This window comes from Prolixibacter bellariivorans ATCC BAA-1284 (assembly GCF_000621705.1).
In the GTDB taxonomy this organism is placed as follows: Bacteria; Bacteroidota; Bacteroidia; order Bacteroidales; family Prolixibacteraceae; genus Prolixibacter; species Prolixibacter bellariivorans.
Genome location: NZ_KK211332.1, coordinates 410,567 through 423,246 on the forward strand (window position 1 = coordinate 410,567; position 12,680 = coordinate 423,246).

11 protein-coding genes are annotated in these 12,680 nt (G+C 43.8%); 9 read left to right on the forward strand and 2 right to left on the reverse strand.

Features of this window, described 5'->3' with window-relative positions:
* Positions 1-460 precede the first annotated feature (460 nt).
* The 3 genes from T426_RS0120995 (at position 461) to T426_RS0121005 (ending at position 3,761) form a co-directional block, all read left to right on the forward strand.
* The gene (locus T426_RS0120995; RefSeq protein WP_025863721.1) at positions 461-1,405 is read left to right on the forward strand and encodes a glycosyltransferase family 2 protein; all 945 of its coding nucleotides are present in this window, start codon (positions 461-463) and stop codon (positions 1,403-1,405) included.
* Positions 1,386-2,282, forward strand: coding sequence for a lysylphosphatidylglycerol synthase transmembrane domain-containing protein (locus tag T426_RS24660; protein WP_025863720.1), 897 nt, complete (start codon positions 1,386-1,388; stop codon positions 2,280-2,282). The genes T426_RS0120995 and T426_RS24660 overlap by 20 nt, the downstream gene beginning before the upstream one ends.
* Positions 2,283-2,360: 78 nt before the next feature.
* Entirely contained in the window at positions 2,361-3,761 is a 1,401-nt protein-coding gene (locus T426_RS0121005; protein WP_025863719.1) for a sodium:solute symporter family protein, read from the forward strand.
* Positions 3,762-4,189: 428 nt separating this feature from the next.
* Here the strand turns inward: T426_RS0121005 and T426_RS0121010 are convergent, their stop codons facing one another.
* Entirely contained in the window at positions 4,190-5,518 is a 1,329-nt protein-coding gene (locus T426_RS0121010; protein ID WP_025863718.1) for a Gfo/Idh/MocA family protein, read from the reverse strand.
* A gap of 571 nt (positions 5,519-6,089) precedes the next feature.
* Positions 6,090-6,809 carry a DUF6261 family protein gene (locus T426_RS0121015; RefSeq protein WP_025863717.1) on the reverse strand — a complete coding sequence of 240 codons (720 nt, stop codon included), beginning with the start codon at positions 6,807-6,809 and terminating at the stop codon, positions 6,090-6,092.
* Positions 6,810-7,803: 994 nt separating this feature from the next.
* On the opposite strand from T426_RS0121015, the gene T426_RS0121025 reads away from it, so the two are divergent.
* From T426_RS0121025 to T426_RS0121055, 6 genes are all read left to right on the forward strand, one after another.
* Complete coding sequence (locus T426_RS0121025; RefSeq protein ID WP_025863715.1) at positions 7,804-9,108, forward strand: hypothetical protein; 1,305 nt, start codon at positions 7,804-7,806, stop codon at positions 9,106-9,108.
* Positions 9,109-9,278: 170 nt separating this feature from the next.
* Complete coding sequence (locus T426_RS0121030) at positions 9,279-9,998, forward strand: hypothetical protein (protein WP_025863714.1); 720 nt, start codon at positions 9,279-9,281, stop codon at positions 9,996-9,998.
* A gap of 100 nt (positions 9,999-10,098) precedes the next feature.
* On the forward strand, positions 10,099-10,608 hold the full coding sequence (locus T426_RS0121035) for a hypothetical protein (RefSeq protein WP_025863713.1): 510 nt from the start codon (positions 10,099-10,101) through the stop codon (positions 10,606-10,608).
* Between the two features lie 44 nt (positions 10,609-10,652).
* Positions 10,653-11,267: a hypothetical protein gene (locus tag T426_RS0121040; RefSeq protein ID WP_027586247.1), complete on the forward strand. Its 615-nt coding sequence runs from the start codon at positions 10,653-10,655 to the stop codon at positions 11,265-11,267.
* Between the two features lie 32 nt (positions 11,268-11,299).
* Positions 11,300-11,503, forward strand: coding sequence for a hypothetical protein (locus T426_RS0121045; RefSeq protein ID WP_025863711.1), 204 nt, complete (start codon positions 11,300-11,302; stop codon positions 11,501-11,503).
* Positions 11,504-11,845: 342 nt separating this feature from the next.
* Positions 11,846-12,676 carry an alpha/beta hydrolase gene (locus tag T426_RS0121055; RefSeq protein WP_025863709.1) on the forward strand — a complete coding sequence of 277 codons (831 nt, stop codon included), beginning with the start codon at positions 11,846-11,848 and terminating at the stop codon, positions 12,674-12,676.
* Positions 12,677-12,680 lie beyond the last annotated feature (4 nt).

The window sequence follows — 12,680 nt, forward strand, 5'->3', positions numbered from 1 at the left end:
TAAACTAAAGACAAAGAAAAAGGGCGGTAAATCTACCGCCCTTAATTTTCCACCAACAAAAATTATTTAACCTCAAATCCCCCCTGCAAGAAACAGACGACCACTTCTCTTTCTACAGGGTTCTACAAATATATATATTTTTTTTAACTGTCAATTACCCTTGTTTGTTAATGAATGTTAATTTCAAATTTCCTTCTTGTACAATGTACAAATCACCTGCCAACATCACAACATAAAAACCTAATTTCAAGAAAATTACACACTCAAATAAAATTCAAACAAACGACTCTACTTCTCTATTAATATTTGTTCTAAATAAATATGTTTGTCTCTCCTTCATGAGATTAGGTACAATCCGAAAATCAAAAGACGGGTAAACCCCATTTTTATTTTACCTGTCCATAAATTTAGACCACATCATCAAAAATCCTAATTTTGCCTCAAATCAGAAACACAGTCCATGGAAAAGATTTCAGTGGTGGTCACCGTTTTTAACGAGGAGGATAATATCCGGCCACTGGTTGAACAAATATCTACCGCATTAACCGATTACCCATTCGAGATTGTCTATGTTGACGATGGCTCGACTGACAACACGGTCCAGGTCATCAAATCACTGGATAATCCGCACCTGAAGCTGGTCGAACTAAAAAAGAACTTCGGACAATGTCCGGCTTTGAAAGCCGGTATCGACTACGCAACCGGCGATTTCATTGTGACAATGGACGGCGATTTGCAGAACGATCCGTCCGATATTCCCATGATGGTGGAGAGGGCTAAGAAAGGTGATTTCGATTTGGTGGCCGGTATCCGCGAAAAACGAAAAGATGGTTTCATTCTTCGAAAACTTCCGTCGAAACTGGCCAACTGGCTTATTCGACGGGTAACGAAAGTCGACATCAAAGACAATGGTTGCGCTTTGAAAGTTTTCCGCGCTGATATGGCCAAAAGCATTCCATTGTACGGTGAGCTGCACCGTTTCATCTCCGTGCTGGCCCATTACGAGGGAGCCAAAATCGAACAGGTGAATGTGAAGCACCACGCGCGTATCCACGGAGAATCGAAATACGGTTTGTCGCGCACGTTTCGGGTACTCAGCGACCTTATTCTGATGCTCTTCTTCCGCAAGTACATGCAGAAACCGATGCACTTTTTCGGAACTTTTGGTATCCTTACCGGACTTGCCGGAGGTGCCATCCTCTTCTACTTTTTCATTCTGAAACTGATGGGTGAAGATATCTGGGGACGCCCATTGCTGTTGCTCGGAATCATTCTGCTGTTTATCGGATTCCAAATCATCACGCTCGGACTGCTGCTCGATTACCAGATGCGCACCTATTACGAATCACAACACAAAGCTCCCTATAAAGTAAGGCGCGTAACCGGTGGAGAAGAAGCGAATTAAAAAAATCGGACTTAACCTGCTGAAGCTGGTCATTTCGGCAGGAGCCATTGCCTGGGTGCTTTCCAAAATTTCCTTCCGGGAAGTAATGCACATTTTCGGGCAATCGGCGCCGGGATACCTGTTGCTGGCTTTGCTGTTTTTTGTACTGTCGAAAGTATTGGCGGCCTTCCGGCTCAACCTCCTTTTCCGCGAAAGCGGGGCACACCTGTCGTGGTGGCTCAACCTGAAGCTTTACTGGATGGGGATGTTCTACAATTTGTTCCTTCCGGGAGGAATTGGCGGAGATGGCTACAAGATTTACCTAGTGAACAAGTTCCGGCAAAACGGACTGAAAAAGAATTTTGGTGCTGTGGTCATCGATCGGGTTTCCGGATTGGTTGCCATTGGACTTATCACCATCACGCTCTATTTCTTTTCGGCCATTCAAATTCCCTACGGACAATGGGCCTGGCTAGGATACTTCTTGGTATACGGAGGATTTCTGCTTTTACTGAAGCTATTCTTTCCACTGTTTCTGAGGATTCATCTGCCACTTACGGGTTGGTCACTGGCACTGCAACTGTCGCAACTGCTTTCAGCTTTGTTTATACTGATCGCTTTCCATCAGCAAGCTCACCTCGTCGATTACCTGTTTCTCTTTTTCCTTTCGTCGGTGGCAGCAGCACTGCCCATTACCATTGGCGGAGCCGGAGCACGCGAACTGGTTTTCCTGTATGGCTCGCAACAACTAGGACTGGCCGGCGACCTTTCCATTGCCCTCAGTTTTATGTTTTACCTCATCACCGCTTTTGCATCGCTGTGGGGAATCGTATGGGTATTTCGTCCACCCTTCCGGGAAGAAGGTGAAACAGATGAAGCAACCGGACATGCTTCCTGAAAGTAGCCTGCAAAGCAATCCATTTGGGCAGAACGATATTTTGTCCGATTTTTGCACCACACCAAAACGTCCGGCTGCATGATTAAATACGTTTTCCTGGTACTGTATCTCGTCATCATGATTTGGGTGGGCATTCGTTCCTCCCGGAAAATCAAAACTACGGGTGACTTTTTCGTTGCCGGAAAACGTGGCAGTTTGTGGCAGGTAACCGGTTCACTGCTGGCCACTATTCTGGGGAGTTCGGCGATTTTGGGAACCGTTAACCTGGCATACACACAGGGATGGGCAGCTTCGTGGCTCATGCTTTCGGCGGCTGCCGGATTCATTGTTTTGATACCATTGGCCAAATATGTCAGCCGTTTTGGGAAATATACACTACCGCAACTGGTCGGCGATTTTTACGGGCCCAAAGCCAAAACGCTCGCTTCCATTATTATTCCACTGGCGTGGATAGGCATCGTCGCGGCACAAATCATCGGTGCAGCCAAAATCATGAACAGCTTTTTTGGGCTCGATTACGGCTACGGCGTCATGGGGGCCGGACTGGTTTTCGTGTTCTACACCCTCATCGGCGGACAGGTTTCCATCCTGAAAACCGATCAGTTTCAGGCGTTCTTTATCCTCACCGGCGTTCTGATCTCAGCCATATACATCTTTTTCCACTTTCCGGTATCACCAGTAAAAATGACGCCACTCGGTTTTCCGTTCAACCAGCATTTCGACGTGCTTGACTTGTTGGTGTTGTTGCTCTCCTACTCGACCACGTTTGTGGTGGGACCGGATATCTATTCGCGATTGTTTTGTGCCAATAGTGAAGAAACAGCCCGAAAAAGTGTCAGACTTTCAGCAATCATTCTGATTCCGTTCGCTTTCCTGATAGCCTTCCTGGGCGTTTTTGCCAGTTACCAGTATCCCGATTTGGATTACCATACAGGCTCGGCGTTAATTCCGGTCATTATTCACGTGATGCCCGAATGGGGCATCGGACTGATGATGGCCGCTTTGCTTTCCGCAGTCATGTCCTCGGCCGATACCACATTACTGACAGCATCCATTATTATCAGTGACCCGATTTCCAAAGGACTCGATACGAAAAATTCGTTGCTCAATACCCGCCTGATTATTCTCGGTCTGGGCGGACTCAGCATTTTGCTGGCGCTGGAAGTTACGTCCATCATCCAGGTATTGCTGATTGCGCTGGCAGTATTTTCCGGTGCATTCATTGTCCCGACGGCCGCCGGGTTACTCGGGTTCCGCACCAGCGAGATAAGAAGCACTGCAGCCATGGCAGCCGGAAGTATTCTGGCTCTAGCCGGCAAAGTCTACAGTTTGTATGGTGACCGGATGATTGGCAATTGGATCATCATTTCCGCTTTCGCGGTGAATGCGATCATTCTGTTTAGTGGAAGAAAAACACGAGACCTTAGCCATCACAAGACGCCAGACAATAGAAGAAAGAGATTAGATGCCAGACATTAGAAAAGAAATCATCGAACAGAAGGCCATATTCCGTTGCGGTCGAAAGAACCTTTGATTTTCAATCCTCTTTCTATCGCAACCGCCTTTTTCCTACACTTTATCCATCACTCAAGAATCTACTCACCCAACCCTCTCTAACATAGAGAGGGCTTGTGACACTGCAATTTTTCAGCTTATAAATCCAAAATAGAGAATAAGGAATCTAATATTGGGAATTAAAGATCCGCGCTACCACTGGCGCTGCCACCGGGCTGAAATAATCTGGCCTTACAGGCCGATTTCTTCCTCAACAATATTTCACTTAATGTGAAATTTCCCATCTACATAGTCTGGAGTCTAATATCTCGTCTCTCTTATCTTAAATAAAAACAGGCTCCCCAATTGCTTGAAGAACCTGTCTGATATAACTAAACTTAACTTATGGGAAATCAAATCAGTTTCCAGGGTGCGCGGTATTCATAACTTAGCTTCGCGGTAGCGGCACCGTCTTCGTCATCCACAAATGTTTCCGTATCCGGATCCCATTTGATGGTACGTTGCAGGTCGCAGGCAATGTTACCCAGGTTACAAACAGTAGCACTACTGTGTCCTATTTCTACCGGAACAACCGGGTCTTTCCTTTCGCGAACGGCTTCGATGAAATTCACCTGGTGCGGAATCTTGGTTTCGTACGGACCATCGTCCTTAGCTGTTTCCGCAGGCATGAATTTCTCGTCCGACGCATTGAAATAACCACGGGCTACTTCAATCCAGCCGGTCTCGCCCCAGAACTTCACTCCCTTCGTCAGCTTCTCATCGAAAGGCTCGGAAGTCATCACGGTTCCGTTGGCATATTTGAATGTCATATACTCAGTTCCATCACCGATAGGCGAAATCTCGATAGGTCCACTACCATCCATGCCTAAGCCCCACTGGGCAATATCGAACATGTGAGCGCCCCAGTCGGTCGTGAATCCACCGCCCATTTCCTTGTACCAGCGCCAGGCACCCCAGAACTGCTCATCCTGCGGCGGATTGAGCGAAATAGGCGGATCGAGTTCATTATTGAAATGAATATCTCCGGGCAACGGGCCTAACCAACGATCCCAGTTCAAATCATCCGGAACCGGCTGCTCAGGAAGGTTATAGGGAGTAGGCGGTGCACCTACATAGGCATTTATTTTCTCGATTTTACCCAGCTTGCCCGACTGTACCAGTTCAACAGCATGCTGGAAGTTGGGATCGGAGCGTTGCTGGCTACCAATACCCAGTATGCGGTTATTGTCGCGAACAGCCTGACACAAAACCTGTCCTTCCTTGATGGTAAAGGTCATCGGTTTTTCCAGATACACATCCTTGCCGGCTTTACAAGCAGCCACAGCAATCATGGCGTGTGCATGATCGGGTACAGCAATCACTACGGCATCAATATCGTCGCGACCCAACAGGTCTTCATATTTTTCATACGTATTTACTTCCGCTTTCTGACCGGCTTTTGCATAAAAATCGGTCACACGTTGCTCGAAACGTTTGCGTTTTCTTCCATATACATCACAACCGGCCACTACTTGTGTACCCGGAATTTGCAGGAATCCGTTGAGCAGAAACATGGACTGACGGCCCATACCAATGAAGCCCATGCGGATGACTTTGTCTGTTGCAGCTGGTTTTTCTTTACAGGAGGAAAGTCCCGGAAGCACGGCCAGTCCAGCCATTCCGGCAGCGGTTGTCCCCAGAAAGCGCCTGCGGCTGACGCCCTTCTTCGCATTATTTTCCATAGTTTACATTTAATAGGTTAAGTTACTAGTTCAGTGTTCGGTGTCCGAAAAACTGGCTACAAATTAATGAATATATGTTAATTGTACAGTATGGGTGGAGAATTTCTTCGACACAAAGCAATCCTGACAAGTTTTGGAAACCTGTCAGGATAGGTATTCCCCATTATTTACATACCAGGAGCTACTCATCCCGACCCTTCTCTATGTTAGAGAAGGGCCCGCGTCGCTGCAAAATCACAACTTTCTGATTTCAAAACAAAAAATCCAACCGCCAAAACCATGGAATTACGACCGCTGAATGCACCGCGGCCCCGCCCCTCTTTACTCGTAGAGAGGGGCAATCCGAATGCAATTCGGATGGGGTGAGTAGATAAAATCCAGCCAATGAATGCTAGCATGATAACAGGTCTACCAACGCTGCCAGGTTAATATCATCAGTAAAACCCCTGTCAGAGTCTTCGACCACTGACAGGGGGCAAGACAAAAAAAAGCCGCCGGACAACTGCCCGGCGACTCAATCCAAATTTATGTATAACCTCAAATCAAAAAAATGCCCAACAATAAAATATGGCTATTCTTCTTCCACCGACGACTTCCGGGTGGCATTGGCCCGGGCCGTGGCCATGGTATTCGCGATTAACTCGTTCACCTGTCCGATGAGGATGGATAACTCATCCGATTTATTGAACTGCTGCTGCACTTCCAGCCACGACAGGCTCATCTCGATTTGATTCTGCAAGGCCTTCCGCAACCGGTAGGCCGACGTGGTCGTATCAGCTGCTTCGGCAGTTAGCTTTTGCTGGTAGATAGCCTCGAAAGCATCCGCAGCGGTCATCAGACGCTCCAGCCAGAGCGTTGCCTCAACGGTAGTCAGCAGAGCGGCGTTTTCGTCCGTTTGCAGTTCGGCTATCAGATTCCCTAAACGCGACGATTCGGTCTGGTAACCGGCAAGCTGCATCGACCAGCCCAGTCGTTTGAAAATACTCAACAGCGTATCCGCAGCAGCAGGATAGCCCTCCAAACTGGCATACGAGCAGGCCACCAGGTAATGACGCAACGCCAGGTAGGCCCGGTCGCGCACCTCGTCGCCCGCCGCTAACTTAGCGGTGTATTCACTTTTCCGCTCTTTCTTGTATGCCGATTCAAAATCGAGAAATACGGTCTCGAGGGGAGTAATAACGGCTGTCAAAACGAGGGTTTCGGAATTGGCAGCTTTCAAGAGTTCCAGGAAACGACGGGTGACATTGTACACAACGTCCTGGCTGAGGTAACGAAATACGAAATTTTCCATAAGCAGATGTTTTTATGAGTTAGTTAAGTGGTTTTCTTATTCACGGTGAATGTTTTGCCTCGCGTAGTACTCGCTTCACCCCGGGATGACATGTTTCGCCGGAAATAACGGCCTCGCGCGGCTTGCACGAACGTCCTGTACAGATATGAGGTCTTCGTGCAACGTGCACGGACTGCCTGTACCGCTACGGGCTCTTCATGCAGGGTGCAGCATTATCCTGTACAAATATGAGTCCTCCGTACAGCTTGCACGAGCAACCTGTACAGATACGAGGTCTCCGTGCAACGTGCACGGACTGCCTGTACCGCTACGGGCTCTTCATGCAGGGTGCAGCATTATCCTGTACAAATATGAGCCCTCCGTTCAGCCTGCACGAGCAACCTGTACAGATACGAGGTCTTCGTTCAACGTGCACGGACTGCCTGTACCGCTGCAGGCACTTCATGCAGGGTGCAGGAACATACTGTACAAATGCTTCGTTTATTTACAGGGATTTTTCCGCGATGCAGTGACACCGAGGGTACATTTGGTCAATGAACGCCACGACGGTTCATCACTCCCAACATCTTTCTTCACATATATCCGGCTAAAATCTGTCTCTCGAAAACCGTATACTGAATATAAATTGAAAAAACTTTTTATCCCCATTTTTTTGACGAACGTATCAAACTTTTTGATGAACGACCGGATCTGGTATGCGAACGGAAAATTGGGAGGGGTGAAATGGGGCGCGTTTAAGAAGTGACGGATGGGGTTTTGAGGGAAATTTTCTACTTTGGAAGGCTGAAATAACCTAATAAAATGGAAACTGACCAAACTATGAAAAATTCGTTTGATGCTCCCAAAATATAAAATCCAAAAGAGCTCATATAACTCTCCTATTAGAGATATAAGACACTTTTAGTACACATATAAATTAGTTGTAAGGCATTACAATTAACTAACGCAGCATAGAAATAATAAAACACAGTTAATAATTAGTAAAATAAATCGTATGAAGAAGCATTTTTTAGTCATTTTAACCATCAGTTTGATAATATTTGGTTGTGAAAAACGCGATACCAATGAGAAGGAAGTGCCAGTTTTGGATATAGCAAATGCTAAGAGTTTAATTGTATTAGAGTCATATAATAAATCAACAAGCTCATCAGGACCTCTTTATAAAATCACCCTTGACGGTTCATTTGAGGAGGTGAAATTCATTAACCCCAATGATTCGGATATTGATGAAGGAAAAACAGAAGTATCAGTAAAAAGTATTCTAAATGTAAATTCAGACTTTTTAATTTTAACAGGTTCTTTCTCTGTATGGGATAGTATGGGAAATAAACAGTCATATAATACTTTGCTCGTGCGTAAAAGTGATGGTGCTATTTTTGATTTTGGGGGTGATGATAATGATATCGATTGTACTTCATTACTTGGAGATAAACCATTTCAATTAGATAATTTTGGTAATTTCTATTATTCCAATCATTCAGGTATGGTATTTAAAGTTGATATATCTAATCCCGAAGCTATTGTTAAATCAGAATATTTACCAACAGGTCAGAAGGCTGATTGTTTTGGAATTGAAAGTCAAGGAAATTGCATTTATAAATATGGAGAGAGTAGTGGCATTACTCATAGTAATGCCACATCCAATTTAAGGGTAAAAAAGACAGATGGAGGTATCTTTGAGGTTAATATTTCAGGTAGAGACAATAAGGAATTTTGGATTGGGAATAATGGAAAAATTTATTTTACAACATACACTTGGTCTAACGGTTATAAGCCTTTGATAAACTCATTAAATATTGACAATGGGAATGTGTCAATAGATACCGTATGGACATCAAGTTCATCGGATGAAGATGATGCAGTTGGCAGTTTTTTTAGAACTCAATATCAAGGAAGTTATCTACTCAGGACAAATAAATCTGTAGTTTTTATTGACACTTACTTTAATAGGATAAAAAGTTTTGAGCTATTTGAATCTTCCAATACGGTTAGATTAATTGACTTGCCTCCAATTGAACAAGGTGCAATTATCGTAAATTCAGATTTATATTATTATATCGCTACTGGTACAGACCTGTACAAGGTATCTTTTTCTGACCATTCATATAGTAAATTGCTCAACACGGGGGAGTATGAAGTTTATGCTATGACAGTGTCTTCTGATGACGTAATTCAATTAAGTGCATTAAGATTCTCAGATGGGAAAAAGGTTTTCTGCCAAATTGATGAGAAAGGGAACTTAACCACAATTGATGAGGAACAAGATAAAAAAGGAATTGTAATGGAGAGATTAGATTAACGCCCTACAGCAATGTGTATAGTGCATATTGAGTTAAGCAGTTTTCAAGTGTTACCACCCGCATCTTTTTAGGGTGGTAACATGATAGCTTGAAGCCCGCAATCCACTATGCACCATACATTCACCATTATGAGCAAGTGAAAAAAGCAGCCAAAAATTAAAGAATTGAAATGAATATAAGAGAACAGTTAAGTACCATTTGGACACGAGAATATATCAATCAGCTCCCAAGTTTCATTAAAGAGCGTGGATTTGTTTACTCGATTAATGATACTGAAAAGGATATCTTAATAACGGGTATTAATCCCTCTTTTATAGACAACGATGATTTAAACTCTTTTGGATTTGACTTTCAAGTTACTTTAAAAGAGAAAAAATGGAATAATTACTGGGGACCAATAAAAAAAATAGTAATAGACGATGAGAAAAATATTGATTTGAGTAACAGGTCTGCATATTTGGATACATTTTATTTTAGAGAAAAAGAGCAGAAAAAACTAAAAAATGAAATCTTAAAGCATACCGAAGGAATTCGATTTTTAGTTGACCAACTAAAAATTACCCAACATATAATTGAAGATATTATTAAGCCTAAAATTATAATTGTAAAAAACAGGGAATCATCTGCATATTGGGGTAAACTATCAAATAAAAAATTTATTTGGATGGGGTATCAACTTGATCATATCCAAAACTTTGTACATGGTGAATTATATAAAATATCAGGGTTAATAGATTCAAAAGAAAGAATAGCACCTGAAATAAACGACACAAATTTAAAAGACTCCTTAATTCTATTTTCAGAACATATCAGCAAATATACAAAACCGGAAAAAAGACTGACTGCAGTTATAGTCGATGGATTGTTAAGGAAATACTATAAGGAATAATAACAGCAGCCTATTACATTTTGTAATATGACAGGATTTCTGGTATAAATCCCGCACGACACCATACCATCAAACATTGTCTCAATAAAACTTGAATCAAATGAAGAAACTAATTATCCTGACACTATTGAGCATCATCTTTACCAGCTGCTCACAACGACTATTTGATTTTACGATTGTATCGACTAAAAACATAGAACTCGATAAATTATCCTCTTTAAAGAAATCATCGGAAAGGACATCCGGTGAAGATAAAGCGAGTATTATCGTTTTTGTTCCTACCCATACCATCAGAATCGATCAGGCCATCGATAATACGATTGAAAGAATTCCGGGATGTGTTGCTTTGCTGGACGGAGTCGTCTATTCTAAGTTTTGGTGGATTCCCTACATCTATGGTCAACAGCGATTCGTCATTGAAGCAACACCACTTATCGATCCCGCCATTGCTAACTCTTCAATATCGCTGCCCCGTTATGGAAAAGTTTTTCTTGATAAAAAAGGAAAATTCAAATCGATAGAGCCGATTACCGAGGCAGATTACCAGGCTGAGAAAAGCGAAATTATTCAACACAGCACAAAAAAGAACATTGAAAGTTTGAAGCTCTAACTTGAAGACGGATAGAATTCGCCGGTAGATGATAAAGAATAACCATGACGAAAAAAATAAATCATTCAATTTTTATGAAAGCTCTCTCACTAACCCTTATTGCTTGTTTATTTGTAATAACCGCAGTGGCACAAGAACCGACGGAAGGCGTTGAAAAAAAGATGACAAAAATAAATGCTATTTATCCATCATTTGAACAAGAGTTTCGACTTTCTCCTGTAACCACCTGGAGTTATCGTGCCGGATTTAATATTTCTCTCGCCTATGGAGATTTTTATTCCTACGATAACTCCCTCTATCCTTCAACTTCCCATGTAGAATATTTTGAATTTCTGCCAACGGCAGAGATCAACTACCGCTGGTACTACCGGTTGTTAAAACGACAGGAAAAAGGAAGAAAAACAATTAATAATAGTGCTGGTTACTTTTTCGCCGGAGCAGAGGTTGTGACACCCGGAATCAAACTACAAACGGTTAACAGCGATGGACTACATGACGCTATTTCCGGAATATATGCGGGATGGGGGTTTAGAAGAACCATCGGGAAGAAAATTACGATAGACCTCAATTTACGTTACTCTCTGCTCATGAGAAACGTTGAGGAAACTGCCTTTTCAAACATAATTCCTGGCTTTAAAGTTGGGTACCGAATTAAATAGAAGAGACATAAGATATCTTTTAAAACCTAACGATGAAAAAAGAAGACATCCCTTTGAGAACGACGCAAAAACTGATGTATCTCCTTTTCTTCTGGGGGGTATTTACGCTAGTGATGGCCAACGGCTACAAAGAAAACGGCTATACACGGAAATACCGCGAAGCCTGGAAGTTCATGAAGATTGGTTTTAGCATTTCAGTCGCTCTACTGATATTGGGTGTGGCTGTATTTTTTTAATTGCTGATACCTGAGATCGTTTTGTGTATCCGCTACGCGGAAAATGCAGGATCGGGGATGCCAATTGCTACAATACTTTATCCGCTACGCGGAAGTACTTCCGGGGAAGTACGCTGTACATATTCTGAAGTTTGGAACCTCGGAAACGTCGCGATACTTTCTCCGTAGGAGATTTAGTATTGTAGCTGAAAAACGCTCCAGCCTCAATATTATTACCTCGGAGAGGTTATACACAGCAGTTACGTACTCCTCGCTATATTTCGTCTCTCCCGACAAGCAGATGATTCGTATATTTACACCTCACGAAGCAAAACACCTAATCGTAATCAAACAAAACATCCCATGAAGAAAACTTATCTGCTGCTCGCCCTGGTGCTTTGGGTGGCATCGGCATTCGCGCAAAAGACCGAGTACGTTACCCAAACCAACATTCCGTATTACAGCGATTCGCTGAATAAAGCCGACGATTACCTCCGGCAGCAATGTGTACTGGACCTGTATTACCCGAAGAATGTAAAGCATTTCCCGACCATTGTCTGGTTTCACGGCGGTGGTTTAACGGGCGGACACAAAGAGATTCCGGAAGCATTGAAAGAACAAGGAATGGCGGTGATTGGCGTAGGATACCGGCTATCGCCTCACATCAAAGCGGAGCATTGCATCGACGATGCGGCAGCTGCTGTGGCCTGGGCGTTCCATCACATGGAGCAATTTGGCGGCGATTCGACGCTGATATTCGTCTCGGGGCACTCGGCTGGTGGTTACCTCACCCTGATGGTTGGATTGGACAAAAACTACCTGAAGAAATGGGACATTGATGCCAATCGCATCGCCGGGTTGATTCCCTTCAGCGGACATACCATCACTCACTTTACTATCCGGGCCGAGCGGGGCATTCCCGGAACTCAACCGGTCGTCGACAGCCTGGCGCCGCTTTACTGGGTGCGCAAAGATGCACCGCCATTGCTCCTCATTACCGGCGACCGCCATATGGAAATGCTGGGACGCTACGAGGAGAATGCCTACCTGATGCGCATGATGAAAGTGGTGGGACACAAAAACACCCAGCTATACGAAATGCAGGGCTATGGACACATGATGCTCACACCGGCCTTTCCACTGTTGCTAAAAGATGTACGAAAGATTGTGAAAGAGAAGCGGGTGAACGATTAACCTT

Bases quoted from the DNA above. Each gene is read 5' to 3' on its own strand.
- T426_RS0120995 (WP_025863721.1), top strand. From the start codon at position 461: ATGGAAAAGATTTCAGTGGTGGTCACCGTTTTTAACGAGGAGGATAAT.
- T426_RS0121005 (WP_025863719.1), top strand. From the start codon at position 2,361: ATGATTAAATACGTTTTCCTGGTACTGTATCTCGTCATCATGATTTGG.
- T426_RS0121010 (WP_025863718.1), bottom strand. From the start codon at position 5,518: ATGGAAAATAATGCGAAGAAGGGCGTCAGCCGCAGGCGCTTTCTGGGG.
- T426_RS0121015 (WP_025863717.1), bottom strand. From the start codon at position 6,809: ATGGAAAATTTCGTATTTCGTTACCTCAGCCAGGACGTTGTGTACAAT.
- T426_RS0121025 (WP_025863715.1), top strand. From the start codon at position 7,804: ATGAAGAAGCATTTTTTAGTCATTTTAACCATCAGTTTGATAATATTT.
- T426_RS0121030 (WP_025863714.1), top strand. From the start codon at position 9,279: ATGAATATAAGAGAACAGTTAAGTACCATTTGGACACGAGAATATATC.
- T426_RS0121035 (WP_025863713.1), top strand. From the start codon at position 10,099: ATGAAGAAACTAATTATCCTGACACTATTGAGCATCATCTTTACCAGC.
- T426_RS0121040 (WP_027586247.1), top strand. From the start codon at position 10,653: ATGACGAAAAAAATAAATCATTCAATTTTTATGAAAGCTCTCTCACTA.
- T426_RS0121045 (WP_025863711.1), top strand. From the start codon at position 11,300: ATGAAAAAAGAAGACATCCCTTTGAGAACGACGCAAAAACTGATGTAT.
- T426_RS0121055 (WP_025863709.1), top strand. From the start codon at position 11,846: ATGAAGAAAACTTATCTGCTGCTCGCCCTGGTGCTTTGGGTGGCATCG.